The sequence below is a fragment of the Paraburkholderia sp. GAS448 genome, assembly GCF_050435685.1.
Lineage (GTDB): Bacteria > Pseudomonadota > Gammaproteobacteria > Burkholderiales > Burkholderiaceae > Paraburkholderia.
Window position 1 is genome coordinate 13102 of the sequence record NZ_JBNDKT010000029.1, and the last position, 25404, is coordinate 38505.

Sequence of the window (25404 nt, forward strand, 5' to 3'; positions counted from 1 at the left end):
GTTCAAATAACGGCCAGCCGCCGCCAATCTTTAGCGCCCGCGAGAAAGTTGCTTCTGGTGACAGGTGGGACGTACCGGCATCAAGCCACGTCCACCACGATCTTTCCTTGCAGGTTACCCTGGCTACCCTGGGTTAGCGCGTCGTAGGCGAGTTCTGCCGAGCGCAGATCGAAACGGCGCGGATCCAGTCTCGGCGAAAGTTTGCCTTCCTCCGCAAGACGTGTTGCCTCGCGCAGCATCTCGCCGTGATGAGCGCGGTGTTTGCCGCTCAGCAGCGGATACAGGGTGAACACCCCCGAGTAGGTGGCTTCACGAAACGACAGGGGTGCGAGCGCATGCGTCCCCCAGCCGAGCGCGCTGACGACGTGGCCGAAGTGCCTGACCGCAGCGAACGATGCGTCCAGCGTCGCCCCGCCGACCGTGTCGACCACGAGGTCGAAGCCTTTGCCTTGCGTGGCTGAATCGACGTACTGTTCCACCGTCTGCGCGCGGTAGTCGATCGGCGTGGCGCCGAGGCGCTCAACGAATGCCTGATCGCGCGTGCCGGCCGTCGCGAAGACGGTTGCGCCGAGCGCGCGCGCCAGCTGCACCGAGACGTGTCCGACGCCGCCTGCGCCGCCCTGCACGAGCACGGTTTGCCCAGACTGCAGGTGCGCACGATCGACGATGCCCGAATACGAAGTAATGAAGGCGAGCGGCAGCGCGGCGGCTTCGCGCATCGAGAGGTTCGAGGGCTTCAGCGCGAGCAGGTCTGCATCGACGGCCGCGTATTGCGCGAGCGACCCCTGAATGCCGCCGACGCCGCCGGTCATTCCATACACCTCGTCGCCAACCTTGAACGCGCTGACGTCCTGGCCCACCGCTTCGACGACGCCCGCCATGTCGATGCCCAGCACCAACGGCAAGGGATGCTTCGCATGTGCCGCGCTGCCGGCGCGGATCTTGGTGTCGAGCGGATTCAGCCCGCTCGCGACGATACGCACGAGGACCTGGCCGCGCGACGGCTCCGGCCGCGACAGGCTGGTGAGTTCGAGGGGGCCGTTGTACCGGTTCAGCACGAGGGCTTGCATATCCATGATGGGTTCCTTTGTATTGGCTTTGAGCGGGGCGATGAAGGGCATAATAGGCCATGCAAATTGGCATGAAAATCAACGTTATTGCACGGCGTCCAAACGTAAATGAATGATTCGATGATGGACTGGAGCGACGTCCGCGTGTTTCTGGCGATTGCCCGCAGCGGCACGCTGGGCGCGGCGGCAAGGCTCACCGGCCAGACTCAGCCGACGATGGGGCGGCGCCTGCGCGCTCTCGAAGCGGCGGTCGGACATGAGTTGTTCCAGCGAACGAGCGATGGCTTCGTGCTGACCGGGGAGGGCGCAGCCGTCCTGAACTATGCCGAGCGAATGGAGGAAGAAGCGCTCGGTTTTTCCCGTGCGCTTGCCGGCAAGGAGCAGCAACTGAGCGGGCTTTTGCGCGTATCGTCGTCGGACTGGTTCGGCATCCACGTCCTGACGCCGGTGTTCGCGCGATTTCTCGACAGGCACCGGCAGGTATCGCTGGAACTCGTCACCGATGCACGCCGGTACAACCTTGCGCGCCGCGAGGCCGACCTGGTGTTCCGCATTACGCCGTTCGACGAACCCGATGTCATCCAGCGCAAGCTGATGCACATCGACTATGCGCTGTATGGGCCCGTCGATTGCGTGGCCCCGGATGCGGGCGATGGTGCAGGCCAGACGCTCGTCAGCATGGACAGCGCGTTTGATGCGCTGCCCGACGTCACGTGGCTGAAGCGGATGTTGCCAAAGGCGCGCGTTGCTTTTGGCAGCAACAATCGCGGTGCGCAGGCGCGCATGTGTGCGGAAGGCGGCGGTTTCGCGGTGCTGCCGTGTCCGCTGGGCGATACGACGCCGGGCCTGCGACGCATCGATCTGGGCGAAGCGCCGCCGGGCCGCGATGTCTGGCTCGGTTATCACCGCGATCTGCGGCGGCTCGGGCGGCTGCGTGCCCTTCTTGATGTGACGATCGAAGCGCTGGCGGACGCGTGATCGGTATTCGACGCGCGTACTTCGATTGCAGGCCAACGGCAGGAGTCATGACGCGCCGATGCGCGAAACGCCAGCAGATCAGGCCTGATCGCACTATGTACGTCGATTTCGCTCGCGCAGCCGGAGCGCGAAATGCTCGGGAAAGCCCTGGCATCGTGCATCAAGTGGTTCGCGATAGTCTTGCTCGCAAGAGGAGACGAAACCATGAGACGCTTATTTAATATTGCCGTATTTGCGCTCCTTGCGTATCTGATTGCGGATCGGGCGATGGTTCACGCGCAAGCCGGAGAAAGCGGATCGATTACGTGCCAGAAGGGCGCGGAACTGGTCAAACTGGACGCGTTGGGGAAAGGGTTCGGAGAAACTGCATCCAGTGTGCAGGGCGAAAATTTCCTGTCGAGCTGCCTCGTGACTGGGCAAGGGCGCGTAGGCAATCTGATCGCGCGCGACTAGGTATCCAGCAAGATTCCTGAAAATCGGCTACGCAACGTGTCTCTCAGCCTCGCTATTCCGTGAATGACGACGGTGCATAATCCGCACAACAAATCCGTCAACGGGGTTCACACATGGCGATTGCAACCAATCCACCAGGCCTCTGGCCGCCCTTCGGGGCGTTCTCGATGGCCATGATCCAGGGCGATGGCCAGATCGTTCACCTGAAAGGTCAGGTGTCGCTCGACCGGCACGGCCATGTGGTTGGCAGCAACGATATGCGCGCGCAGGTGCATCAGGTTCTGGAGAACATCCGTCACGTTTTGGCGGCCATGGGCGGCCAGATGGCAGACGTGATCTCTGCCGTGCACTATGCGACCGATATCGGGCAGTTCATGGCCGCCGCGGATATCCGAAAGGCGTTCTTCGTCGCGCCCTATCCGGTTACCACGACGGTTCAGATCGAACGCCTGTACCACCCTGACCTGATGATCGAAATCGCCGCGATTGCCGAAATCCCCCGTATAAGGTTTCGGCATCCTGAATCCGCGACGGGTTGAGTTTTGCGCGGCTTTAGTGTGCTATCGAAGGACGTCCCTTCGAACTCCGCCACCGTATAAATTGTTCCTCGCATGGGTGCTGTTAGTTACGGCATCAGGCCGCGGAACCGGCAAGTTCGTCGAGCCTTTCGTGCGACCCGGCTGGCGTGACGCGTTGTGGCGTCGCGAAGTGTTGAACCATGTGATCGACGAACGTGCGTACCTTGACCGGCAAATGACGGCGGCTCGGATAGGCGACGTTGATCTCGACCTGCGGCAAACGATAGTGTCCGAGCAGAGGCACGAGGCGCCCGCTCGTCAGATCGTCGTCGATCAGATAGCCAGGCAGGATCGCGATACCCATATCGAGCAACGCGAACTGACGCAGCATCTCGGTGTTGTTCGCGATGATCAGGTTTGTCGGACGCACCCGAACCTCGCCCTCCAGTCCCCTGAACGCGCCTTCGTCGCCCCAGTACCCTGACGCGAGGCTCAGGCACGGGTGCTCCAGCAGATGCTCGGGGTGCGTCGGCGTGCCGTGTTCCGCAAGATACGCGGACGTTGCACACACAAACATGGAAGAGGTGGTGAGACGCCGGGTGACGACGGTGGCGCTGCGCATCTGCCGCGCAATCACGATGCCGACATCGAAGCCTTCGTCGACGAGATCGGCCTGATGATCGACGAGGGTGACATCGGGGATGACTTTCGGGTAGCGCTGCGCGTAGGTATGCAGCACCGGGGCGAGCTTGTGCAGCCCGAACACAACCGGCGCGACAATGCGTAGTCTGCCAACGGGTTCGTGATTGCGGGCGACCACCATCCGCTCGATATCCTCGAGCTCACCGAGCACGTGGCGAACCCGTTCGAGATAGGCCTGACCCGACTCGGTCACAGACACGCTGCGGGTTGTGCGGTTGAGCAGTCGCGTGCCGAGGCGGCTTTCGAGGTCCGCAACGTAGCGAGTCGCGACGGTGCTGGAAATCCCCACCGCATTCGCGGCGCGGGCGAATCCGCGCAACTCCGCAACCTTGATGAATACGCGCATCGAGAGGAGATGATCCATGGACGGCTCCGGAGGGCATTGCCGTGAAACGGGCAAGGGCGACCGGTGGCCGACCCCTGGTCCGTCGCTGGGCTGGCTGGCGAGCCACGGCGGAGGGCTCTGGTGCTTGCACGGAACTGCCTCTTGTTACCCAGACAGATTTGCCCGAACTACCAGCCTGACCTTCGCGACGGACGACTGCAGTCTAGGCCCGCGCTCCTGACCTCATCCTGACCGGAAGATGACAGATTTGTCAGGTGGGGTTCACAGCGCCGGTCCGGCGGCGCACGGCTCAGTGGTGCGCGGGCGCGAAGCGGGACGGCGTTGTCATCGAGGTTGTCGTCGGGCGTTATCATTTATGGCAGTTTCGCCATTTTCGCGTCATCTACCCGTTGGTGCTGACCCGCTAGCATTGACGCCGGGTGAAGGAGAGATGGGAACGTACATCGATCCGCCCCGTTATTGCCATGCCAGCGGAGGTCCGTGACGACGGGCGCCGCCGGGGCTGTTTCTACCCGCGTGGCGCGTTGCGCCCAGGGGAGGTTCGTCGGTGCAATCTCTGCGCCGGGTTCGCAGGAAGCACGGCGCGCAACTTTGGTCACGACGATCCAGCATCGTCGTCTGCATCCTTTTCGGGCACGTTTCAATGTGGATTGTCAACGTTGCGCTAAAGCGGCCATACACGTTCATCGTGATGGCCATCCTGATCCTGCTGGCCACGCCGTTTGTCCTGCTGACGACGCCAGTCGACGTGTTGCCGGAAATCAACATTCCGGTCGTCAGCATCATCTGGAATTACACAGGGCTGTCCGCCGAGGACATGGCCAACCGTATCACGTCGGTCAACGAGCGTAGCCTGACCACGACCGTCAACGACATCGAGCACATCGAATCGCAGTCGCTTGCCGGCATCGCGATCATCAAGCTGTTTCTGCAGCCGAACGCGAACATCCAGACGGCGATCGCGCAGACGGTCGCGGTCGAGCAGGCGCAACTGAAGCAGATGCCGCCCGGCGCGACGCCGCCGCTCGTGATCAGCTATTCGGCCTCCAGCATTCCGGTGATCCAGCTCGGCCTGTCGAGCCCGAAGCTCTCCGAGCAGGCGCTCAACGATACCGCGCTCAACTTCCTGCGCCCGCAACTGGTGACGATTCCCGGCGCGCAGGTTCCTTATCCGTACGGCGGCAAATCGCGCCTGATCTCGGTCGACCTCGACACCCGCGCGCTGCTCGCGAAGGGCCTGACGCCGTCCGACGTTGTCAGCGCGTTCAACGCGCAAAACCTGATTCTGCCCACTGGCACGGCGAAGATCGGGCCGAAGGAATACACGATCAACATGAACGGCTCGCCGCTCACCGTGGCGGGGCTGAACGACATTCCGGTGCGCACCGTGAATGGAGCGACGACTTACCTGCGGGAAGTCGCGCACGTGCGGGACGGCTTCTCGCCGCAGACCAACGTCGTGCGCCAGGACGGCCATCGCGGCGTGCTGATTTCAGTGCTCAAGAACGGCAGCGCGTCCACGCTGTCGATCGTCAACACGTTGCACGCGTTGTTGCCTCAGGCTGGTGCGGCGCTTCCGCCCGACCTGAAGATCACGACGCTCTTCGACCAGTCGATCTTCGTGAAGGCGGCGGTGCAGGGCGTGGTGCGCGAAGCGGTGATCGCCGCTGCGCTGACGGCGGCGATGATTCTGCTGTTCCTCGGCAACTGGCGCAGCACCTGCATCATCGCGATATCGATTCCGCTGTCGATCCTGACGTCGCTGATTGCGCTGCATGCGCTGGGACAGACCATCAACATCATGACCCTGGGCGGCCTCGCGCTGGCGGTGGGGATTCTGGTCGACGACGCGACGGTGACGATCGAAAACATCGAGCGCCACCTGCATATGGGCACGGATCTGCATCAGGCGATTCTCGAAGGCGCCGGCGAGATCGCGGTGCCTGCCCTCGTGTCCACGCTGTGCATCTGTATCGTGTTCGTCCCGATGTTCTTTCTGACCGGCGTGGCGCGCTATCTGTTCGTGCCGCTCGCCGAGGCGGTGGTGTTCGCGATGCTCGCGTCGTACGTGTTGTCGCGCACGCTGGTGCCGACGCTCGCGATGCTGCTGATGGGCCATGCGCACAAGCCGAAGGCGAACGCGAGACCCAATCTGTTCATGCGGCTCTATCACCGCTTCGACGCCGGCTTCGAACGGATGCGGGCCACGTATATCGTGATTCTGAGCAGTCTTCTGGTGCGCCGGCGGCTCTTTGCGGGTGTCTTTCTCGGCTTCTGCGTGTTGTCGATGGGACTCACGTTCGTGCTCGGGGAGGACTTCTTTCCGAGTGTCGATGCCGGCGATATCCGCCTGCATATGCGTGCGCCGACCGGCACCCGCATTGAGGAAACGGCGCGTCTCGCCGATGAGGTGGAGAAGGTGATCCGCACGGTCGTGCCCGCGAAGGAACTGGGCACGATACTCGACAACCTGGGCTTGCCATATAGCGGGATCAACCTGTCCTATAGCAACGCGGGCACGATCGGCACACTTGACGGCGAAATCCAGATAGCGCTGAACGAAGACCACAAGCCTTCGCAACGCTATATCGACAAGCTGCGCGCACTGTTGCCGCAGCGCTTCCCGGGCGTGGAATTTTTCTTCCAGCCTGCGGACATCGTGACCCAGATCCTGAATTTCGGTTTGCCTGCCGCCGTGGATGTGCAGATCACCGGCCAGGACCAGCAAGGCAATTTCGACGTGGCGCGCAAGCTGATGAAACAGGTGCGGATGATTCCGGGCACGGTCGACACACACATCCAGCAGAAGCTCGATGAGCCCGTCATCAATCTGGATATGGATCGCACCCGCCTGCAGCAGCTGAATCTGAGCGCGAGCAATGTGGCGCAGAACGTGCTGATTTCACTGTCGGGCAGCTCGCAGACGTCGCCTGGTTTCTGGTTCAACAACCGCAATGGCGTCGAGTACAGCGTCGCCGTGCAGACGCCGCAATACCAGGTGTCGTCGATCGACGAACTGTTGCGCACACCGGTGTCAGGTTCGATCAACGGGCCGACGCAACTGCTGGGCAATCTGGTGCGGGTCGCACCGCAAAGCCAGTTCGCGGTCGTCACGCATTACAACATCCGGCCGGTGATCGATCTGTATGTGGGCGTCGAGCGGACCGATCTGGGCAGCGTCGCGGCACAGGTCAACAAGCTGGTGGAGCAGACCCGCCTGTCGTTGCCGCGTGGCAGCCAGATCGTCGTGCGCGGCCAGGTGCAGACGATGCGGACCTCGTTCTTCGGCCTCGGCGTCGGCGTGGCGATGGCGATCGTGCTGGTGTATCTGCTCATCGTCGTGAACTTCCAGTCGTGGGTCGATCCGCTCATCATCATCAGCGCGCTGCCCGCGGCGTTGGCGGGCATCGTCTGGATGCTGTTCCTCACCGGCACGCACCTGAGCGTGCCGGCGCTCACCGGCGCGATCATGACGATGGGCGTCGCAACCGCGAACAGCATTCTGATGGTGGCGTTCGCGCGTCAGCGTCTCGCGGCCGGCGCGCCGCCGTTGACCGCGGCGCTCGAAGCAGGCGCGAGCCGCATCCGCCCGGTGCTGATGACCGCGTTCGCCATGATCATCGGCATGATTCCGATGGCGCTGGGTCTCGGCGAAGGCGCCGAGCAGAACGCGCCGCTTGGCCGCGCGGTGATCGGCGGCCTGCTGTTCGCGACGATTTCGACGCTGTTTTTTGTACCGCTCGTATTCGCTGGTATCCACAGCCGGCTGGCTCGCCGCCGTGGCGGCGGTGACGATGGTCATGGCGGGGCAGGCGGACAAAACCGGCACGATGATCCCCATGGCCCGTCTGGCGGCAACCCCGCCGGCGACGGCAAACCCGCATAAGCTATTTGATGGTTGACTGAGATGACCGAAAAAACTCATGCATCGCTGGCGATACCCGCGAGAGACACCGAGGGTGGCCATGCATTGCCGCCACGCCATCGCGAATGGAAGCGCGCGAAGATCGCCGTCTGGATCGTGCTGGCGCTGCTCGCACTGGGCGCGTTGCGCACCGTGATCGCGGACATGATGCAAAGCCGCTCGGTAGCGGAGACGACCTTGCAGAACGCGAAGCAGTATGTCGAAGTGGTGTCGCCCACGCAGACCGAGGGGGGCGGCAACACGCTGCTGCCCGGCACGTTGCGCGGCAATGTCGAGTCGCCGATCTATGCGCGCGCGACGGGTTATCTGCTGCACTGGTACGTCGACATCGGCGCACGCGTGAAGCAGGGCCAGTTGCTTGCCGATCTGGATACGCCTGAAATCGATCAGGAACTCGCCCAGGCCGTCGCGCAACGCGAGCAGATCAACTCGAGTCTGGGGCTTGCAAAGAGTTCGCTGGAACGCTGGCAGCAGTTGCGTCAGCGCGATGCGGTTTCGCAGCAGGAACTCGATGAACGGCAGAGCACGTACTCGCAGGATCTCGCGAATCTCGCAGCCGCCGATGCGAACGTGCAGCGCCTGCGGCAACTCGAGTCGTTCAAGCGCATCCTCGCGCCGTTTACAGGTGTGGTGACGCAGCGCAACGTCGATGTCGGCGATCTGATCGATGCGGGCAGCGGGACGAGCCGCGCGCTCTTTGCGCTTGCGCAGTCGGACCCGTTGCGGGTGTATGTGCAATTGCCGCAGGCGTATGCGCAAAACGTGACGGATGGCATGGAAGTCGTCGTCACGCAGGCCGAATTGCCCGGTCAGCAATTCCACGGCACGATCACGCATATCTCCGGTGCGATCGACGTACCGACCCGTTCGCTGCAGATCGAAGTGACGCTGCCGAACCCCGACGGCAAGCTGCGGCCCGGCGCGTATGTGCAGGTCGCGGTGCCGGCCGTCGCTCACGCGCAGATGATGGTGCCCGGCAATACGCTGCTGTTTCGCGCGGAGGGGCCGCGGCTCGCGGTTGTCGATGCACAGGGCACGGTGCATCTGCGCAAGATCGTGATCGCTCAGGACCTTGGGCAATCGCTTGAAATCGAAAGCGGCATCGAGCCTGGCGACAAGGTCATCATCAACCCGAGCGATTCGATCGCGGATGGCGATCACGTGCAGGTCGCGCAGCCGGCGAAGGCCGGCAAGGGGGCATCGTGAAGCGGCTGCGTCGATGCACGGCAGAGTCAGCGCCGGCGGCCATCGCTGCGGCGCTGGGCGCCGTGCTGCTGTCGGCCTGTACGGTGGGCCCGGATTATCAACAGCCGCAGGCCGACGCGCCGCCGACGTGGCATACCGATTCGTACTGGCGTCTGGCCGAGCCGTCGCATGCACCGCTTGCGCCCGACTGGTGGCAAGTCTTCAACGACCCGTTGCTGGCTTCGCTCGAAAGCCAGGCGCTTGCGCAGAATCAGACGCTCGTCGCGGCGAGCGCACACTATGCCCAGGCACGGGCGACCCTTGCCAATACCCGCGGGCAGCAGTTGCCGGAGGTCGATCTGGGAGGCTCGGCGGAGCGCTTCAGGATCTCGCAGAACCGGCCGCTCACCAACTACGGCGTGCCGACCCAGTCGACTGTACAGAACAATGTTCAGATCGGCCCGACCATCGACTACGACACCGATCTGTTTGGCCGGATCCGTCGCGAGGTGGAGGGAGCCAGGGCGTCGGAGGAACAGTCGGCCGACGATCTGGCCAACGCGCGTCTTGTGTTGACCACCGATCTCGCCACCGACTATTTCTCGATGCGCGAACTCGACGCCGAGATCGACGTGCTGAACCGGTCCGTGACCTTGCAGCAGAAAGCGCTCGATTACGTGACTTCCGAGCACGATCTCGGCGCGGTGTCGGGACTCGATGTGCTGCAGCAGAAATCGCAACTCGACGCGACGCGTGTGCAGGCGCAGTTGCTGCTCAACCAGCGCGCGCAGTTCGAGCATGCCATTGCCGCACTGGTGGGCGTGCCGGCCCCGCAATTTGCGATCGAGCCGAAATTGACGGACACAGGCGTTCCGTCCATTCCGCTTGGCGTGCCGAGCGATGTCCTGCAGCGTCGCCCGGATATCGCCTCGGCAGAACGCGCGATGGCTGCGGCAAACGCGCAGATCGGCGTCGCGAAGGCGGCCTTTTTCCCAAGCCTGACGCTGACGCCGGGCATCGGCTGGGAAAGCACGCAGCTGGCGAGTCTCTTCAGCGCGCCGAACCTGATGTGGACGCTAGGCGCGGCCGTCGGACAGGTCATCTTCGATGGCGGCAAGCGTGCGGCAAATGTGGACTTCGCGAATGAAGGGTACAAGGCCGCCGAAGCGAATTACCGTCAGACCGTGCTGAATGCGTTCCAGCAGGTGCAGGATGGCGTCACCGGGCTATCCGTGCTGGACGGCGCGGCGAAGCAGTCGAAAGATGCGGTGGCCGACGCCCAGCGCCTGCTGGAGCTTGCCAACGATCGCTATTCGGGGGGCCTCGTTGCTTACCTCAACGTGATTACCGCGCAGGAGTCGCTGCTGACGAGCGAGCGCCAGGACGTGCAGATTCGCGGCCAGCAGCTGACGCTGTCGGTGTCGCTGGTGAAGGCGCTCGGCGGCGGTTGGGACGTGAGCGCGCCCGCTGCGGACAAAGTCACGGACAGGCTGATGGACAAACCCGCCGGGAAACTCGCTGAAAAGCAGCGGCCAATGAACCCGCCGCAGTGATTTGACGCGATCCGGCCAGGAGCAGGTGGCAAGAGGAGTAGTGAGCGTTTCGTATAATGCCAATGTAAGGGGACGGGGAGACGCGAATGAAATTGCTGATCGTTGAAGACGAACACAAGGTGGTGGACTACCTGCGCTCCGGCCTGACCGAGCAGGGGTGGGTGGTCGACGTCGCGCTCGACGGCGAAGAAGGCATGTACCTCGCAACCGAGTTCGACTACGACGTCATCGTGCTGGATGTGATGCTGCCCAAACGGGACGGTTTCAGCGTGCTCAAGGCGTTGCGCATGCGCAAGTCGACGCCCGTCATCATGCTCACCGCGCGCGACCACGTGAACGACCGTGTCCGCGGTCTGCGCGAGGGCGCCGACGACTATCTGACCAAACCGTTTTCCTTCCTCGAACTGGTTGAGCGCCTGCATGCACTGGCGCGGCGTACGCGTTCGCAGGAATCGACGCTGATCTCGGTTGGCGACCTGTTCGTCGATCTGATCGGCCGCCGCGCGACGCGCGATGGCGTACGTCTCGATCTCACCGCCAAGGAATTCCAGTTGCTCAGCGTACTGGCGCGACGCCAGGGCGACATCCTGTCGAAGGCCGCGATTACCGAGCTCGTGTGGGACGTGAATTTCGACAGCCATACGAACGTGGTCGAGACCGCCATCAAACGTTTGCGCGCAAAGCTCGACGGACCGTTTCAGGTCAAACTGCTGCACACCGTACGCGGCATGGGCTACGTGCTCGAAGTCCGCGAAGAAGCAGAACTGCCATGAATCCCTCAATTGCACGCCGCCTCGCGTTGATGTTCGCGCTGGTCGCGTTGTCGGTCTTTACGCTGGTGGGCAGCGGGTTGTTTTTCGTGTTGCGCTCGCAGCTCGAACATCATCTGCGCGAGTCGCTCGACGGCCGCATGGAGATCGCGAAGATCATCGTGTCTCACTCGACCACCCCTGAAAAATGGAAGATGGCGCGCGAGAAGCTCACCGACATGACGCCGCGCGACGGCACGACGACCTACTCGGTGTCGAGCGACGACCCGTCGTTTCGCTATGGCCATCCCGTCGACGGGCAGGTCATCACCAACTGGCCGGACAACTATGCGCGGGTACGCGCCGCGGGCGACGGGCACGACATGCTGACCAGCACGCTGAAGCTACCCGCGAATGGCGTACGCCCGCCCGTGGAACTGCAGGTTGCCACCAGCTACAGTCCCAATGTGCGCACGATGCGCGCCTTCGGCCTGGCGCTCGCCGCGCTGTCGGCGGTGGGCAGCCTCGTCGTGCTGCTGCTCAGCTACTCGGTGACGAGAATCGGTCTCGCGCCGCTCAGGCGGCTGACGAAAGACGCGTCGGAGGTCAGCCCGAACAACCGCTCGCAACGCCTGAACACGACATCGTTGCCGCATGAACTGAACGATCTCGCCAATTCGTTCAATGGCGCGCTGGAGCGTCTGGACGCCGCCTATGGCCGCCTCGAATCGTTCAACGCCGATGTCGCCCATGAACTGCGTACCCCCGTGACGATCCTGATCGGGCAGACCGAGGTGGCGTTGACGCGCAACCGTTCGGTCGAAGATCTGCGCCACACGCTGCAATCGAATCTTGAAGAGTTCGAACGCATGCGCACGATCATCAACGACATGCTGTTCCTCGCGCGCGCCGATCAGGGCGAACGGGCCACGGAACTCGTCGAGGTGTCGCTCGCGGCCGAGGTGGCGCGCACGCTGGAGTTTCTCGACATTCCGCTCGAGGAAGCACGGGTGCGCGCCGTCTCGCACGGCGACGCAGCCAGCCTCGTGAACCGCTCGCTGTTCGGACGGGCGTGCACGAATCTGGTGATGAACGCGATCCAGCATTGCGCACGCGGCGCGACGATTACCGTGAACATTGCCCGTGAAGCGGACCACGTGCGCATTGCGGTGGCCAATCCGGGCGATCCGATCGATCAGCCTGTGCGGGACCATCTGTTCGACCGCTTCTTCAGGGCGGAAGTATCGCGCACCAACAGTCGGGAGAATCATGGGCTGGGCCTTGCAATCGTCAAGGCGGTCGCAGAGATGCACGGCGGCACGGTATTCGCGAGCAGCGCGGCCGGTGTGAACACGTTCGGCTTTTCGGTCGCGCTTTCGCGGCCTGACACGCCGGGTATGCGGGCGAGCGCAAAGCCTGGCGTCGATGGACGCGTGTCGGTGGACCTCGCATCGGCGAATCGCAACGCGCGCAGCGAAGGTGCTGGCTGAAGCTGGCGCGGCGAACGGTTACAACCAGCGCGGGTCGCGTGTGAACGCGACAGTCAGCCAGCGGTCGGGACCCGGCTCACCGATCGCGTGTGAGATCTTGTCCCGGATCAGATCGAGTTGACGGATACCGACGTGTTCCATCGCTTCGGGCAGGACGATATGAACCTCGACGAAGAGGCCTCTGCCCACGCGTGTCGCGTAGTGTGAGTACGACAGAAAGCCATAGTCTGCCGTCAGTCCCTGCATCAGCTCGCTCACGGTGCGGTCCAGATTTTCCGGGGTAATCAGCAGCACTTCCTTGACCGCGCCGATCACCGTACCGATTGGCATCGGGATCAGAACCAGCGTCAGGAGAGCGAGCACGCCCGGGTCGACATACGGCGTTAAATGACCGTACCGCGTGCCTTCGAGGATCCACGCAATCGAAAAAGCGAGCAACAGCGCCGAACTGACGCAGGCCGACATCAGCCAGCTTTTGGTATCGAGACCGATCAATTCCGATTCGATGGTGCGATTCACCCTGCGCTGTCTGAAGAACATGAAGAAGCAGAAGATACTGACCAGCACGGCATAGCAGATGGCCCAGCCGAACTCCAGTTCATGACCGCCATCGAGCATGCCTTTGACCGCATTGAGGAACGCGTAAAAGCACAGCACCGACAGCAGGCTGCCATTGAAGGCGAGCACCAGGGGTTCGATATGCCAGAAGCCGTGCTGGAAACGTTTGCTGGCCTGCTGGCCGAGCAGGCGGGTCACGAGCAGGGACAGGCTGCACATGGCTGCATCGAGTGCGGAGAACATCCCGTCGAAGATGATCGACAGTGAACCGCTGAGAATACCCACTGCAATCCCGAGGCCCGCAATCATCAGGGTGCAAAGCAGCGATCGTTTGAGTATGCGCTGTTCGAGTTCTGTTGCCTGCATGGTCCGGGCCGCCCGTGGCAGAAAGATACGCTAAGGGGGACAACGGATGCAGTATATCGAGGCCAGGGATTCGGGTCTTCAGGGCGGCGGTTGATACCGCGGGAGGGCTTGTGACTTGTTCGCGGCACGCGCCCGATTCTTCTCCTTCCAGTGGCCAGCAGGTTTGCCTTGAGGGATCATTGCGAAGCATCAGGCGCGGCGGGCGAGGGTTCCACCATCGCCATGCTGCAAAACCAGCCGTCATCGGGGGCCTGGCGTCGCCAGCCGGTGTTCTGCTTCAGAACCGTGGCACATTGGTCGTGCCAGGTCATGCCGAGATCGGTTGCCGTGCATTGACGCACGAGGTTCTTTTCTGTCAAAGGCACACCCGCAGCGAGTGCGCGCGTGGTGCCGGCGCGGGGACTTTGTGGCTGCGGCGGGGGCGTGGTGCCGGCGCGGGGACTATGTGGCTGCGGCGGGGGCGTGGTGCCAGGCTGGGTATCGGCGAGCAATCGCTGCAATTCCTCGATGCGGCCGGAATACCAGACCGTCAAACATACCTCGTCGGTGCAGTTGGCTTCGCGCCATGCCCATTTGCTGTCGCTGTCGTTAATGAATGACCGGCGGTTGGACGTGGCACGTCTTGCCTTCCAGTAGAGTTTGCCGAGCTGATCGTCGAGTTTCGACAGGTCGGCGTTATGGCAGATCAGCCTTTCAGCAACGGAGTGGCCCTTGTTGCAGTCGAAGCTGGTCGCGTGCGCCGACGTGTCCGCCAGCAGCAAGCCGGCGAGCAGGATATAGCGGGAGATCTTCATTGCGGTCTCGGTAGAACATGGGTTCTGTCGTGCAATGAATGATCGGCTGACCAGGTTTTGGGGAGGCGCCGAAAAAAGCATGACTTCGGCATCTGCTTACGAGATATTTCCTGCTGGTAATATCCGGCGACGAGGCAGCCGGTAACGGTGCGACCGTCCGCCAGACCAGCGAAGGTCTGGTGACGGTCTATGAACGTGCTGCCGCGCCTGGCGCTGCCGTGCGCGAGGCGCCACTCAATGAAGCAGCGACCTCTATCGCTGCGCCCCCGCGTTCTACCGGCCGAGTGCAGGATCGCTCATGCTGCTGCGGCCTGTTTCGACGTGCCCGGCGAGTCTGCGCTCGAAACTCGCGTCGGAGTCGACCGTCACGGTGAGGTCGTACCAGCCATAGGCATTGCGCAGATCGAGGTAGAGCGGGTCGGTGTCACCGCCGCGCACGACGTGCGTGATGGTCGCGCCCGGATCGTAGGCGTTGACGATGGTGAACTGGCAGCGCGCGGAGCCGGGATTTTCCAGGCGAAGCTGGAGATTGCCGTTCGCCAGGTCATAGCCTTCAGCCACTTCCGGACGCGCCTTGTCGGCTCCGCCCCACCAGCCGGTCGCGGCGGGCTTGCCCGCGAAGCGCCGCAGGAAACCGTTCGGGCCGTGCACCGTAAAGTCATAGCTGCCGTCGATGGCGAGCGGCAACTGGTCTTCGAGGCGCTTGCCCGCTTCGACCGTGTAGCTGCGCGGCGCGTCCGCGCTGTTGCCCGTATAGACGAGAAACACCGCACCAGCACGTCCGGTGTTGAGGAAGCGTATCGACACCTTGCCTTGCGAGCCTTCGGCGCGTAAGCGCACGAACAGCTCGTAGGGCAGCGCGCGCGCCGGCCGCACACCGGCTTCCTGTTTCGGCACCGCCTGCACGGACGGCGGCAGTGGCACGTAGTCGGGATGGCGTTGCTGGTCCGGCGGCACGTAGGCGTTGGTGCTGGGCAGCGAAGGAAGCGAATCGTTAGGGTTGGTGAAATTGAACGCGGACGTCAGGTCGCCGGATATGGCGCGGCGCCACGGCGTGATGTTCGATTCGCCCAGATCGTGATGGTCGCCGAAACGCTTCTCGATGAAGCGGATAACCGACGTGTGATCGAAGAGCTCAGAGCACACCCAGCCGCCCTTCGACCATGGCGACACCACCAGCATCGGCACGCGCGGTCCGAAGCCGTACGGGCCAGCCGGATTCTTCGCATCGCCCGGGTAGATCTCGTTGCTGATGCTGACCGTCGAAAGGCCGTTGGCGCTCGTTGCCGGCGCAAACGGCGGCGCCATGTGATCGAAGAAGCCGTCGTTCTCGTCGAAGTTGATGAGGAGCACCGTCTTGCTCCATACGGCGGGATTCGACGTCAGGATCTGCAGGACCTGATCGACATACCATGCGCCGTAGTTCGACGGCCAGTTCGGATGTTCCGAATAGGCTTCGGGCGCCACGATCCACGAAACCTGTGGCAACGCGTTGTTCTGCACGTCGCGCTTCAGGATGTCGAAGAACGTGCCACCGTTCGCGACGTTCGTACCCGTGCGCGCATTGTCGTAGAGCGGATTGCCCGGCCGCGCGTTGCGGTACTGGTTGAAATAGAGCAGCGAGTTGTCGCCGTAGTTGCCGATGTAGGCGTTTTGCGTCCAGCCCCACGAGCCGTTGGCGTCGAGGCCGGTGCCGGCATCCTGATAGATCTTCCACGAGATGCCTGCGTTCTGCAGGACTTCCGGATACGTCGACCAGCCGTAACCCAGCTCGGCGTTGTCGATCACCGGGCCGCCGCCGTTGCCGTCGTTGCCCACCCAGCCCGTCCACATGTAGTAGCGGTTCGGGTCGGTCGGACCCATGATCGAGCAGTGGTAGGCGTCGCAGATGGTGAACGCGTCGGCAAGCTGGTAGTGGAACGGGATGTCGTCGCGCGTCAGGTAGGCCATCGTGGTTGCGCCTTTGGCGGGCACCCACTGGTCGTAGCGGCCGCCGTTCCAGGCGAAGTGCGTGCTGGTCCAGTCGTGGGCGAGATCCTGCAGGAACTGCAAGCCGAGGTTGGGCGCACCGGGGCGAAACGGCAGCACATAGCCTGGTTCAACAGCCTGCGGCTGATACCAGACGGGCTTGCCATTGGGCAGCGAGATCGTGCGCGTGTCGCCGAACCCACGCACGCCTTTGAGCGTGCCGAAATAATGGTCGAAGGAACGGTTTTCCTGCATCAGGATCACGATGTGTTCGACATCGCGGATGCTGCCGGTCGAGTTGTTCGCAGGGATCGCCAGCGCGCTGCGGATTCCGGCCGGCAGCATGCTCAAGGCGGTGGCGGACCCTGCCACGTGGGCGGCAGTACGTAGAAAGTCACGGCGGTTTTTATTCGAGGTCATGGGGAGTGTCAGTCGTCAGGAAAAGAAACAGGCGCGACCGGTGCCCGCAGGCACGGTACCGGGGCGCGGCTCGGTCGAACTCAATCTACGGTGTGAATCACGGGTGGAGCGAGACTGCCGGATGCGGCCTCGCCAGGTTGCGCAGTGGCCTGCGCGGTCGCTGCGTCAGAGGACGGGTCGGTGGCGTGCGCCGGTGTCTGGATCGTGAGGGCGGCAGCGGGCAGCGCGTTCGGCGTGTCGACCGATGCACCTCGCGCATCTGACGCGGAGCTGTCATGCGCCTGAACGGCGGCTGCCGGGGCAGTGGCCTTGTCGTCGTCGCTGCAGGCACTGACGAACATGAAGCACGATGCGGCGAGCAATACCGTCGAGAGCACGCCGGTCCAGCATTCGGGCGCAGAGGTTAATCGTTTGCGTCCCGGCGCCCGGTGGCGAGTGAACCTGACAAACATGAAAGCCTCCCGCGTGACGTTGGGAATGCCGGCGTGTGCAGATGCACGGCTCGATGACGCGGAAGCATATCCGGCGAGCTGTGTAATATTTGTGAAGAGAAAGTAAGGGGCATGCGTGTCAATCGGATCAACGGCCGCAACTCAATATTTGGGTAGGGATTCATTTCGCATACGCCGTGCCGTAAAGACCTGGATGAGGGTCTTTGCGCCATCAAGCCGCGCTGCCATGCGCGCTTTCCGACGTTTTGTTAAGCCTCCTTCCCGATGAAACTGACTATCAAATTACCTCTGGCCTTTGGCGCTGCACTTCTGCTGATGTTTGCCGGCGCAATGTATGGGCTTTATTCGCTGAACAACTCGATTACCGAATACAACACGGTGGTTCGCGACAACGTCGCAAACGAGCGGGCAGTGTCCAGCGTGCTGGTGACCTTCAAGCTGCAGGTTCAGGAGTGGAAGGACATCCTGTTGCGCGGCAAGGACCCGGCGAAACTCGAACACGGATGGGCCGCTTTCGAGCAGCAGGAGCGCTCCGTCGACGACCAGACCCGGTCTCTGCTGACGAAGCTCGACGAAGGCACAAGCCGTGCACTGGTGGAGCAGTTCGCGGCTGCGCATTCGACGATGGGCGTCGGCTATCGAAAGGGTTTTGAAGCCTTCAAGGCCGCGGCTTTTGATCCCACCGCCGGCGACACCGCCGTCGCGGGCGTCGATCGTGAACCGGCGCGCTTGCTGGCCCACGCCGCGCAGGAAATCGCGGCAACGAGCGCGGACGTGTCGGCGAAAGCGGCTGCCGACGCGAGGCAGGCTTCGGAGATCAGTATCGTGCTGATGCTGGTGGCGTTCAGCGCGGGGCTGGGTGGGGCGGTCATGTTCAGCCGCTCGATCACGCGGCCGCTCAGGCGGGCGCTGGATGTCGCGCGCACCATCGCGCTCGGCAACCTGACGACCGAGTTTCACGCGACAGGTTCGGACGAGATCGCAGACCTGCTCGCCGCGCTGAAGGAGATGCAGACGAGTCTGTCGAGTGTGGTCAGCAATGTGCGGCGCAATGCGGAAGGGGTGGCGACAGCGAGTTCGGAGATCGCGGCGGGCAATCTGAGCCTGTCGGCACGGACCGAAGAGCAGGCCGCATCGCTCGAAGAAACCGCAGCCAGCATGGAGGAACTGACCAGCACGGTGCGGCAGAACGCGGGCAACGCCCGGCATGCGTCGACGCTCGCGGGCACCGCCTCTGAAACGGCCGCGCGCGGTGGCGATGTGATGGGGCGCGTGGTCGAAACGATGGCGGGTATTTCGGAAAGCTCGTCGAGGGTCGGCGAGATTATCGGCGTCATCGAAAGCATCGCGTTTCAGACCAACATTCTTGCGCTCAACGCCGCAGTGGAAGCCGCGCGTGCGGGCGAACAGGGGCGCGGCTTCGCCGTCGTCGCGAGCGAGGTGCGCACGCTCGCGCAGCGCAGCGCCGGCGCCGCGAAGGAAATCAAGGCGTTGATCGAGCAGTCGGCGAGCCGCGTCGATACCGGCAACGAGCTGGTGCACGACGCAGGCGGGATCATCGCGGAGATCGTTCGGTCGGTGCAGCAGGTGACCGCGATCGTGGCGGAAATTTCATCGGCTTCCGATGAGCAGACCACCGGCATCGAACAGGTGAACATGGCGGTCAGCCAGATGGACGAAGTGACGCAGCAGAATGCGGCGCTCGTCGAGCAGGCGTCGGCGGCTGCGCAGTCGATGGCCGAGCAGGCGACGGCGTTGCGGGAAGCGGTCGCGGTGTTTCGCATCAACGACACCGCTGACAGTGCGGCCCATACGCACAGCACGCGCGGCCAAATCAGGCGCGCGGCAACGCCGTCCGTCCGTGCGCTGACATCGTGAGGGCAGCGTGCTTACGTTGCACCCGCGCCGGTTGCACAGGCCCCGGCCGGTGACGACTGGCGCACGTTCTAACGGCGTATCACGTTGCGAGCGGGTCTAGCTGGCCATCTTCCTGAACGCTTCCAGCACGGCGTCGCCCTTGAACGGCTTGACGATCCAGCCTTTGACGCCCGCCGCCTTGCCTCTTTCCTTCATTGCCGGACTGCTTTCGGTCGTGAGCATCACCACATTGACGGCGTTGTTCGCCAGCTCCCCGCGAATCTTTTCCACCATCGTCAAGCCGTCCATGTTGGGCATGTTGACGTCGCTGATCACGAGCTTGATGCCGGGGCTCATCTTCAGCTTGCTCAGCCCGTCCTTGCCGTCGACTGCGGTATCGACGTCAAGGCCATTCTTTCGCAGGAAGCCGGCGACCTCGTCGCGCACGGTGCTGGAATCATCTACAACCAGAATTTTCGCCATTTCATTTTCCTGTAACGACAATTGGAGCGGGGCGGCATCGCCAGTCTTGACAGCGCTCAAAAGAACTCGAGTTCGCCGCTGGTTTCTTCGACGGTGCTGACGTCGGCGATGAAATCGATGGGCGCGTAGGCACATACGCAGACTGTCGCCGCGAGGTGAACGGACCCGTTTATCGTGATCGCGTGCGACGACAGATACCCAGGCTTCAGCTCTTCCAGATGGGACACGCAGCGAGCGTGCAGCACGTAAGGCGTGGACATGCCCAGATCCGGAAAATACCGGAGCAGTTCCTGGTTCATGGCGCCGCAGCAGAGGTTGCAGATCTCCAGAAAGACCTCCTGAAACGGTCTTTCCGCCGCATTCCTTGCGAAATAGTCGCGCGTGCTGGCGTCCTCATCGAAGTGGATCACGAGGATCAACCTGAACACGATCGACGAGATCGTCAGTACGACGACGTCGCCTGCGAGGCTTGCTCCCGTTTCGCCTTGCCCGAGCGGGGTAATGTCGCAAGCGTCGCCCGAATCCAGTGTCAGCCGTGACTGCGCCGCCTTGCGGAAAATGCGTTCGAAACTGTCCTTCGCGTGGCTACTGATCACGTTGATGCCTGATGAAGCGTTGACTGAAACTGGTTGGCAAGCGCCTCGACGCTGGCAAGCGATGCGGTGATCATCTTGCCGCCGGCCTGGATATCCTGGAAGGTCGCGGTGGTGGTCAGGTCGCTGATGTCGAGGCTGTCCCTGTAGCTCTTCGACAGTTCTTCCGAGCGGGCCGCGAGCGCCCTGACTTCACTTGCGACCACCGCAAAGCCGCGCCCGGCCTGGCCCGCACGGGCAGCCTCGATCGACGCATTGAGCGAAACGATCACGACATGCCTGACGATCGACGAAAGCTCCTGGTTCTTCGCATGCATATCCTTGTTCTGCGTCATCAGCGAGATCATCTGCTCATGCCATCGCTCGAACGTCGCGCCAAGACTTTTCAGGCGCAAGGCTTCGGCCGCGATCCGGTCAGCGTGCTGCGCCAGCTGCTCGCGGACTTCGACGGCCGCATGCAGCGACACGCGGATTTCCTCATTGGATTCGACCTGATTCGCAAGGTCGTCGCGAAGCTGCGCGAGCGTTGCTTCGAGTTCCTGCGTCTGCTGGTTCTGCTGGTCGATCAGCGCGCTCTGCTGCGCATTGGTCTCAGACAGCATGTCGATCCGGGCGCCTGCTTCAACGCGTGGCCGGCGCATTGCTTTCGCGCGGGACACCCTGTGCACCGAGAGCGCGAGCACGGCAGTGACCGCGCTACTCCCGAGTGCCGCTACTAGATACTGTTCAATCACAACCAGTCCTTCCGGATTTCATTTGATGCGAGAGGGTAGGGGAGACTCAACGGCTTAAGCGACTCAAGCCGCTTAACCGGTGACCGCATCGAGCAACGCATCGGTTTCGCGGCGTGCGTGAATTCCGCCGCTGTTCACCGCGACGTTATCCGGCAGCACCACGACCGTCTGGAACCGGCGGAATTCCGCGCCCTTGCGATCGTCGGTAAAACGCAGTTCGATCCGGCCGTTCTCGCGTTTGAGGAAGTCCTGTACCGCGTCCATGCCCACACCGCGTCCCGACACCTCCGTGATTCTGTCGGCTGTCGAGAAGCCCGGCCTGAAGATCAGATGTGCGATTTGCGCATCGTCGAGCGCGTCGTCGGCGCCGATCCAGCCGCGCCCGATTGCGATGCTGCGAATCCGGCCCAGCGCGAGACCGCGTCCGTCGTCGCTGAGGGTGATCCGAACGCTATCCTTGTGTGCGCCGACTTCGATGTCGATCGTGCCGGCGGCGGGCTTGCCCTGCGCGGTCCGCGCGTCAGCGGTCTCGATGCCGTGATCGACGGCGTTGCGCAGCAGATGCATGAACACGTTGTTCAAGGTGCCGCTCACCTCGCGGCTCACGCGGTAGCCGTTATCGTGAATGCGCACGGCCGGCGCCACCTTGCCCAGTTCGTTTGCCAGCGAAGGCAGCGATTCAAGCACGCCGGACAACACTTCGCCAATGCTTTCCGTCCCAAGCATGCGCAAGGTGCGCTGCACCGCGTCGCGCATGGCGATCAGATCGCGCAGCTCGCCCGAATTCGCCTTTTCAGTGAGACGCAGACTTTCCTGGATCTGCGCCTTGTCGACCATCAGGTACTGTTCGACGTTGCCGCGGCGGCCCGGGCCTTTGCGGCCAAGACTGACTTCGTTGATCGTGGCGTAACTTTCGACCGCTTCCCGCACGCGGGCCAGTTCCTGCATCAGACCTTCCTGGTCCCAGGCGCGCTCCGCGTCCGACTGGCGCAGTTGCTGGTAGCGCTGCTCCGTTTCGTGCACCACATTAGTCAGGTACTGAAGGTTGTAGGTGCGTGCGTTACCCTTGATCGTGTGCATGTTGCGGAACAGTTCGGCGATCGCCTCGCCGTCCGCCTCGGAATGCTTGCGGATGATCCGCTCGTTCTCGCTGATGAAGCCCGCCGAACTCTCGATGAAGTGGTGGAACTTCTCCTGACTGACCGCAAGGATTTCGCCGATCATCTCCAGCCTGCGCCTCTGTTCGCTGGCCTCGGCCGCGAGCTTGCGCAGTTCGGTGACATCGCGCACGCACAGCATCAGTCGAACGATGGTGTCGCTTTCATCGGTGATGGCCGACCAGCTCAGGTCGAGAATCTTGACGCGCCCATCCGGCATGCGCCGGGCGACTTCGCTCACCAGCAGATGCTGGTTGAACTCGAAGTTGATGCAATCCTCGCCGAGACAGGCGTGAGTCGCCGCGTCGACCTGCGACAGGATATCCGCGCCCAGATCGGTATCGGCAAAAACAAGCTCCATCAGGCCGCGTCCGGCGATGTCCTTCGTTTCGAAGATGGCTTCGAGATACGCCGAATACTCTGCATGGATGACCGCCCCTTCGACGACGGTCAGAATACCCTGCTGCATGTTCTGCAGCATCGCCTGGATGTCCGCGGTCTTTTGCTTGAGCAGCGCCGAATTTTCCTGAATCTTTTCGATCATTCCGTTGAACGCGACGATCGAATGACCGATTTCGTCCATGCGGCCCACCGGCACGCGGCGCGTGAAGTCCTGGCTCGACGCGATCTCGCTCATCATCGCCTGCATGCGGCTGAGCGGCCGGGTAATCTGGCGATACAGCAGCAGACCGATGGAGATCAGCAGAATGACTGCGATACCCGTGACGGCGCCGATCGCGGTGGTGGTCGTCGCGAGGGTGCTGTTCAGCGTCGCGATGGCCTCATCCTTCTCGCGGTTCTTCTCGACGCGAAGCGTCTCGACGATGCCTTCGAGTTCGTCGCGATACTGGGCCACGTTGGCGAAAAGATAAGCCTGCGCCAGCTCATTCTTGCCGGCGGCTTTCATCTTTGCGGTTTCGTTGATCGCGGAGAAATAGTTCTCCAGGCTGTCGCTGGCCTGCGATACGAGGCCTTTCTGGGCATGACTCGCGGCATCTCTCGCCTGCAGCGCGAGTGCCTGTTGCAAAGACGCTTTCTTCGCCTTGAGTTCTTCCTGCGCCTGCGACATCACGTTGCCGTCGGGCGCGTAGACCAGCGTCATCGTGGCCAGCTGGACGTCCTTGACCTGCGACACCAGATTCGCCGACGCCAGTGCGCTTGGCACCACACCTTCCGTCACCTGCCTGACCTCACGGGCGCTGCCCCGCGTCTGGTAGACCGCATAGCCGCCGATGGCCGACAGTGCGACGAACATCAAGATTACCAATAGCGTGATGCGATGACGAATGGTCATTTGAGTGCTTCCCCGGAGGTCAAACCAGCGTGTCGAACTCCTGACTGGAGTTGGCCGCCTTTTTGTGAAATTGCCGAATCGTCGGGCGCCCAGATTATCGTGGATGGATTGTTACTGATCGATGACGAAAGCCAGATGAATGACTCCGTTTTCGTGCGGTTACCCTGGAGGGGCATGCGCGGGTTGAGACCGGATCGAGCGTTGAAATCGATCACATGCTCCACAAAGTGAACTCGCCAACGTTTGCGCGTCGACACGCGGTGCGTTGAGTGCGACAGCGAGGCACGTACATCAGCGAGACCGGTTTTGCATCAAGGCTGCTGACAGGCAACGACACGAAATCGTCACGCGCAGGCTGAAGGTTTCCTTAAGACCTTGCACGGGGCGCGGCGCACCTCGTTCACGATGGGCAGCATTGGGCGGAATAAAGGCGACGCGAATTCGTTTAAGCAGGGCGACTGCCCGCGTCAAAGCACCGCGAGCGCTCGCTGCCCGGCCGTCAGTGTGCGATGTCCGCGGTCGGCGTGTTCTTTGCCAAAAGGAGTCGAGTGATGAGAGCGTTCAAGCGTGTCCCCGTCTTCGGTGGTGTCGACGGAGCGGCTGGTTCCGTGCAAGCCGCGCCTATGTCGGGCCAGCCTGGTCATCGACTGCGCAAGGTGATATGCGGGGCCTGCCTCGCTGCGCTATCGACCGGTTATGTGTGGGCTGCCGGCGATGAGCCCATTCTTCCGCCTTCGTCCGTGACTGCGTCGACGGTTCCTGCCAACGGCGACGTCAATCCCTATGGTGTGGCGTTCGTACCAGCTGGGGTGCCGTCCTGGAGCACGTTAAAAGCGGGCGACGTGGTGGTGTCGAACTTCAATGCGAAATCGAATCTGCAAGGCACCGGAACGACGATCGTCAAGTTCGTGCCGAACGGCACGCCCATTACCTTTTTCCAGGGGCACAACCTGGGGCTGACCACCGCGCTGGCGGTGCTCAGAAGTGGCTTCGTTCTGGTCGGCAACCTGCCCACCACCGACGGCAAGACACCGACGTCGCAGGGTTCGTTGCTGGTCGTCAACCCGCAAGGCGGACTCGCGGCTGAGCTGAAGAACCCGACCCTGTTGAATGGACCATGGGATCTCACCGTGATCGATCGGGGCGGAAGCGTCAAGGTATTCGTGTCGAACGTCTTGAGCGGGAATGTCGCCAGACTGGACCTTTCGATAGACGAGACCGGTGTCCACGTGCTGCCGACTTCGCGCATCGTCGCCTCCGGCTACATGCATCGCAGCGACCCCACGGCGTTCGAACTCGGGCCGACCGGACTTGCTTACGACGCCGATCACGACGTGCTGTATGTCGCATCGACTGCAGACAACGCTGTGTTCGCGATCTACGGCGCCGCTTCCGCGACGCACGACGCGGGTGTCGGGCGACTCATTTACCAGGACAACGCACATCTGCGCGGACCCTTGGGCCTTGCGCTTGCACCGAACGGCCATCTGGTCACGGCGAACGGCGACGCGATCAATCCCGATCCGCAGCAGCCGAGCGAGCTGGTCGAGTTTACGGTGGACGGCCGCTTCATCGCCGAGTTGTCGGTTGATCCGTCGCAGGGGGCCGCTTTTGGTCTCGCCTTCGGGCGAGACCGGCATGGTCGGGTACGTTTAGCCGCCGTGGATGACGCCACGAATACGCTGACCGTATGGACGTTGGGGGAAAGCGGCAACAACTGACGGAGAGGTGTCACACACCGCGGCCGGCGGCATGGGCC

Annotated in this window: 19 protein-coding genes and 1 pseudogene; 10 read left to right on the forward strand and 10 right to left on the reverse strand. The window is 62.7% G+C overall.

Annotated features, from left to right (window positions below):
* Positions 1-80: 80 nt before the first annotated feature.
* Positions 81-1076, reverse strand: a complete 996-nt coding sequence (locus tag P3T23_RS35155; RefSeq protein WP_429320664.1) for a zinc-dependent alcohol dehydrogenase family protein — start codon at positions 1074-1076, stop codon at positions 81-83.
* A gap of 102 nt (positions 1077-1178) precedes the next feature.
* Between P3T23_RS35155 and P3T23_RS35160 the strand changes: the two genes are divergently transcribed.
* The 3 genes from P3T23_RS35160 to P3T23_RS35170 all read left to right on the forward strand — a co-directional run bounded on the left by P3T23_RS35160 (position 1179) and on the right by P3T23_RS35170 (position 3040).
* Positions 1179-2048, forward strand: coding sequence for a LysR family transcriptional regulator (locus P3T23_RS35160; protein WP_429320665.1), 870 nt, complete (start codon positions 1179-1181; stop codon positions 2046-2048).
* A gap of 204 nt (positions 2049-2252) precedes the next feature.
* Positions 2253-2501, forward strand: coding sequence for a hypothetical protein (locus P3T23_RS35165; protein WP_429320666.1), 249 nt, complete (start codon positions 2253-2255; stop codon positions 2499-2501).
* Positions 2502-2614: 113 nt separating this feature from the next.
* Positions 2615-3040: a RidA family protein gene (locus tag P3T23_RS35170; protein ID WP_429320667.1), complete on the forward strand. Its 426-nt coding sequence runs from the start codon at positions 2615-2617 to the stop codon at positions 3038-3040.
* Positions 3041-3203: 163 nt separating this feature from the next.
* On the opposite strand, the pseudogene P3T23_RS35175 reads toward P3T23_RS35170, so the two are convergent.
* Positions 3204-4085, reverse strand: a pseudogene (locus P3T23_RS35175) (LysR family transcriptional regulator); the annotation flags it as partial.
* 625 nt (positions 4086-4710) lie between these two features.
* Between P3T23_RS35175 and P3T23_RS35180 the strand changes: the two are divergent.
* The 5 genes from P3T23_RS35180 to P3T23_RS35200 all read left to right on the forward strand — a co-directional run bounded on the left by P3T23_RS35180 (position 4711) and on the right by P3T23_RS35200 (position 12969).
* Entirely contained in the window at positions 4711-7953 is a 3243-nt protein-coding gene (locus P3T23_RS35180) for an efflux RND transporter permease subunit (RefSeq protein WP_429320668.1), read from the forward strand.
* Positions 7954-7974: 21 nt separating this feature from the next.
* Positions 7975-9198, forward strand: a complete 1224-nt coding sequence (locus tag P3T23_RS35185) for an efflux RND transporter periplasmic adaptor subunit (RefSeq protein WP_429320669.1) — start codon at positions 7975-7977, stop codon at positions 9196-9198.
* Positions 9195-10730 (forward strand): efflux transporter outer membrane subunit, encoded by a 1536-nt coding sequence (locus P3T23_RS35190; RefSeq protein ID WP_429320670.1) that lies wholly within the window; start codon positions 9195-9197, stop codon positions 10728-10730. Before P3T23_RS35185 ends, P3T23_RS35190 begins: the two co-directional genes overlap by 4 nt.
* Before the next feature lie 86 nt (positions 10731-10816).
* Entirely contained in the window at positions 10817-11503 is a 687-nt protein-coding gene (locus P3T23_RS35195) for a heavy metal response regulator transcription factor (protein ID WP_133664829.1), read from the forward strand.
* Positions 11500-12969: a heavy metal sensor histidine kinase gene (locus tag P3T23_RS35200; RefSeq protein ID WP_429320671.1), complete on the forward strand. Its 1470-nt coding sequence runs from the start codon at positions 11500-11502 to the stop codon at positions 12967-12969. Before P3T23_RS35195 ends, P3T23_RS35200 begins: the two co-directional genes overlap by 4 nt.
* 18 nt (positions 12970-12987) lie before the next feature.
* Here the strand turns inward: P3T23_RS35200 and P3T23_RS35205 are convergent, their stop codons facing one another.
* The 4 genes from P3T23_RS35205 to P3T23_RS35220 form a co-directional block, all read right to left on the reverse strand.
* A complete protein-coding gene (locus P3T23_RS35205) occupies positions 12988-13893 on the reverse strand; it encodes a cation diffusion facilitator family transporter (RefSeq protein WP_429320672.1) in 906 nt (301 codons plus the stop codon).
* 176 nt (positions 13894-14069) lie between these two features.
* On the reverse strand, positions 14070-14768 hold the full coding sequence (locus P3T23_RS35210) for a lysozyme inhibitor LprI family protein (RefSeq protein ID WP_429320673.1): 699 nt from the start codon (positions 14766-14768) through the stop codon (positions 14070-14072).
* Positions 14769-14960: 192 nt separating this feature from the next.
* Positions 14961-17075, reverse strand: a complete 2115-nt coding sequence (locus tag P3T23_RS35215) for a phosphocholine-specific phospholipase C (protein ID WP_429320674.1) — start codon at positions 17073-17075, stop codon at positions 14961-14963.
* 80 nt (positions 17076-17155) lie between these two features.
* The gene (locus P3T23_RS35220; protein WP_429320675.1) at positions 17156-17527 is read right to left on the reverse strand and encodes a hypothetical protein; all 372 of its coding nucleotides are present in this window, start codon (positions 17525-17527) and stop codon (positions 17156-17158) included.
* A 264-nt stretch (positions 17528-17791) separates the two neighbouring features.
* On the opposite strand from P3T23_RS35220, the gene P3T23_RS35225 reads away from it, so the two are divergent.
* The gene (locus P3T23_RS35225) at positions 17792-19405 is read left to right on the forward strand and encodes a methyl-accepting chemotaxis protein (protein WP_429320676.1); all 1614 of its coding nucleotides are present in this window, start codon (positions 17792-17794) and stop codon (positions 19403-19405) included.
* Positions 19406-19501: 96 nt separating this feature from the next.
* Here the strand turns inward: P3T23_RS35225 and P3T23_RS35230 are convergent, their stop codons facing one another.
* From P3T23_RS35230 to P3T23_RS35245, 4 genes are all read right to left on the reverse strand, one after another.
* Entirely contained in the window at positions 19502-19867 is a 366-nt protein-coding gene (locus tag P3T23_RS35230; RefSeq protein WP_429320677.1) for a response regulator, read from the reverse strand.
* Between the two features lie 56 nt (positions 19868-19923).
* A complete protein-coding gene (locus tag P3T23_RS35235; RefSeq protein ID WP_429320678.1) occupies positions 19924-20463 on the reverse strand; it encodes a hypothetical protein in 540 nt (179 codons plus the stop codon).
* Positions 20460-21194 carry a methyl-accepting chemotaxis protein gene (locus tag P3T23_RS35240; protein WP_429320679.1) on the reverse strand — a complete coding sequence of 245 codons (735 nt, stop codon included), beginning with the start codon at positions 21192-21194 and terminating at the stop codon, positions 20460-20462. The genes P3T23_RS35235 and P3T23_RS35240 overlap by 4 nt, the downstream gene beginning before the upstream one ends.
* Before the next feature lie 72 nt (positions 21195-21266).
* The gene (locus P3T23_RS35245; RefSeq protein ID WP_429320680.1) at positions 21267-23645 is read right to left on the reverse strand and encodes an ATP-binding protein; all 2379 of its coding nucleotides are present in this window, start codon (positions 23643-23645) and stop codon (positions 21267-21269) included.
* A gap of 623 nt (positions 23646-24268) precedes the next feature.
* Here P3T23_RS35245 and P3T23_RS35250 point away from each other — a divergent pair.
* Positions 24269-25366, forward strand: coding sequence for a hypothetical protein (locus P3T23_RS35250; RefSeq protein ID WP_429320736.1), 1098 nt, complete (start codon positions 24269-24271; stop codon positions 25364-25366).
* The last annotated feature ends 38 nt before the right edge of the window (positions 25367-25404 follow it).

Coding starts and splice junctions, on each gene's coding strand:
- P3T23_RS35155 (WP_429320664.1), bottom strand. CDS start 1,076: ATGGATATGCAAGCCCTCGTGCTGAACCGGTACAACGGCCCCCTCGAA.
- P3T23_RS35160 (WP_429320665.1), top strand. CDS start 1,179: ATGAATGATTCGATGATGGACTGGAGCGACGTCCGCGTGTTTCTGGCG.
- P3T23_RS35165 (WP_429320666.1), top strand. CDS start 2,253: ATGAGACGCTTATTTAATATTGCCGTATTTGCGCTCCTTGCGTATCTG.
- P3T23_RS35170 (WP_429320667.1), top strand. CDS start 2,615: ATGGCGATTGCAACCAATCCACCAGGCCTCTGGCCGCCCTTCGGGGCG.
- P3T23_RS35180 (WP_429320668.1), top strand. CDS start 4,711: ATGTGGATTGTCAACGTTGCGCTAAAGCGGCCATACACGTTCATCGTG.
- P3T23_RS35185 (WP_429320669.1), top strand. CDS start 7,975: ATGACCGAAAAAACTCATGCATCGCTGGCGATACCCGCGAGAGACACC.
- P3T23_RS35195 (WP_133664829.1), top strand. CDS start 10,817: ATGAAATTGCTGATCGTTGAAGACGAACACAAGGTGGTGGACTACCTG.
- P3T23_RS35200 (WP_429320671.1), top strand. CDS start 11,500: ATGAATCCCTCAATTGCACGCCGCCTCGCGTTGATGTTCGCGCTGGTC.
- P3T23_RS35205 (WP_429320672.1), bottom strand. CDS start 13,893: ATGCAGGCAACAGAACTCGAACAGCGCATACTCAAACGATCGCTGCTT.
- P3T23_RS35210 (WP_429320673.1), bottom strand. CDS start 14,768: ATGCTTTTTTCGGCGCCTCCCCAAAACCTGGTCAGCCGATCATTCATT.
- P3T23_RS35215 (WP_429320674.1), bottom strand. CDS start 17,075: ATGACCTCGAATAAAAACCGCCGTGACTTTCTACGTACTGCCGCCCAC.
- P3T23_RS35220 (WP_429320675.1), bottom strand. CDS start 17,527: ATGTTTGTCAGGTTCACTCGCCACCGGGCGCCGGGACGCAAACGATTA.
- P3T23_RS35225 (WP_429320676.1), top strand. CDS start 17,792: ATGAAACTGACTATCAAATTACCTCTGGCCTTTGGCGCTGCACTTCTG.
- P3T23_RS35230 (WP_429320677.1), bottom strand. CDS start 19,867: ATGGCGAAAATTCTGGTTGTAGATGATTCCAGCACCGTGCGCGACGAG.
- P3T23_RS35245 (WP_429320680.1), bottom strand. CDS start 23,645: ATGACCATTCGTCATCGCATCACGCTATTGGTAATCTTGATGTTCGTC.
- P3T23_RS35250 (WP_429320736.1), top strand. CDS start 24,269: ATGTCGGGCCAGCCTGGTCATCGACTGCGCAAGGTGATATGCGGGGCC.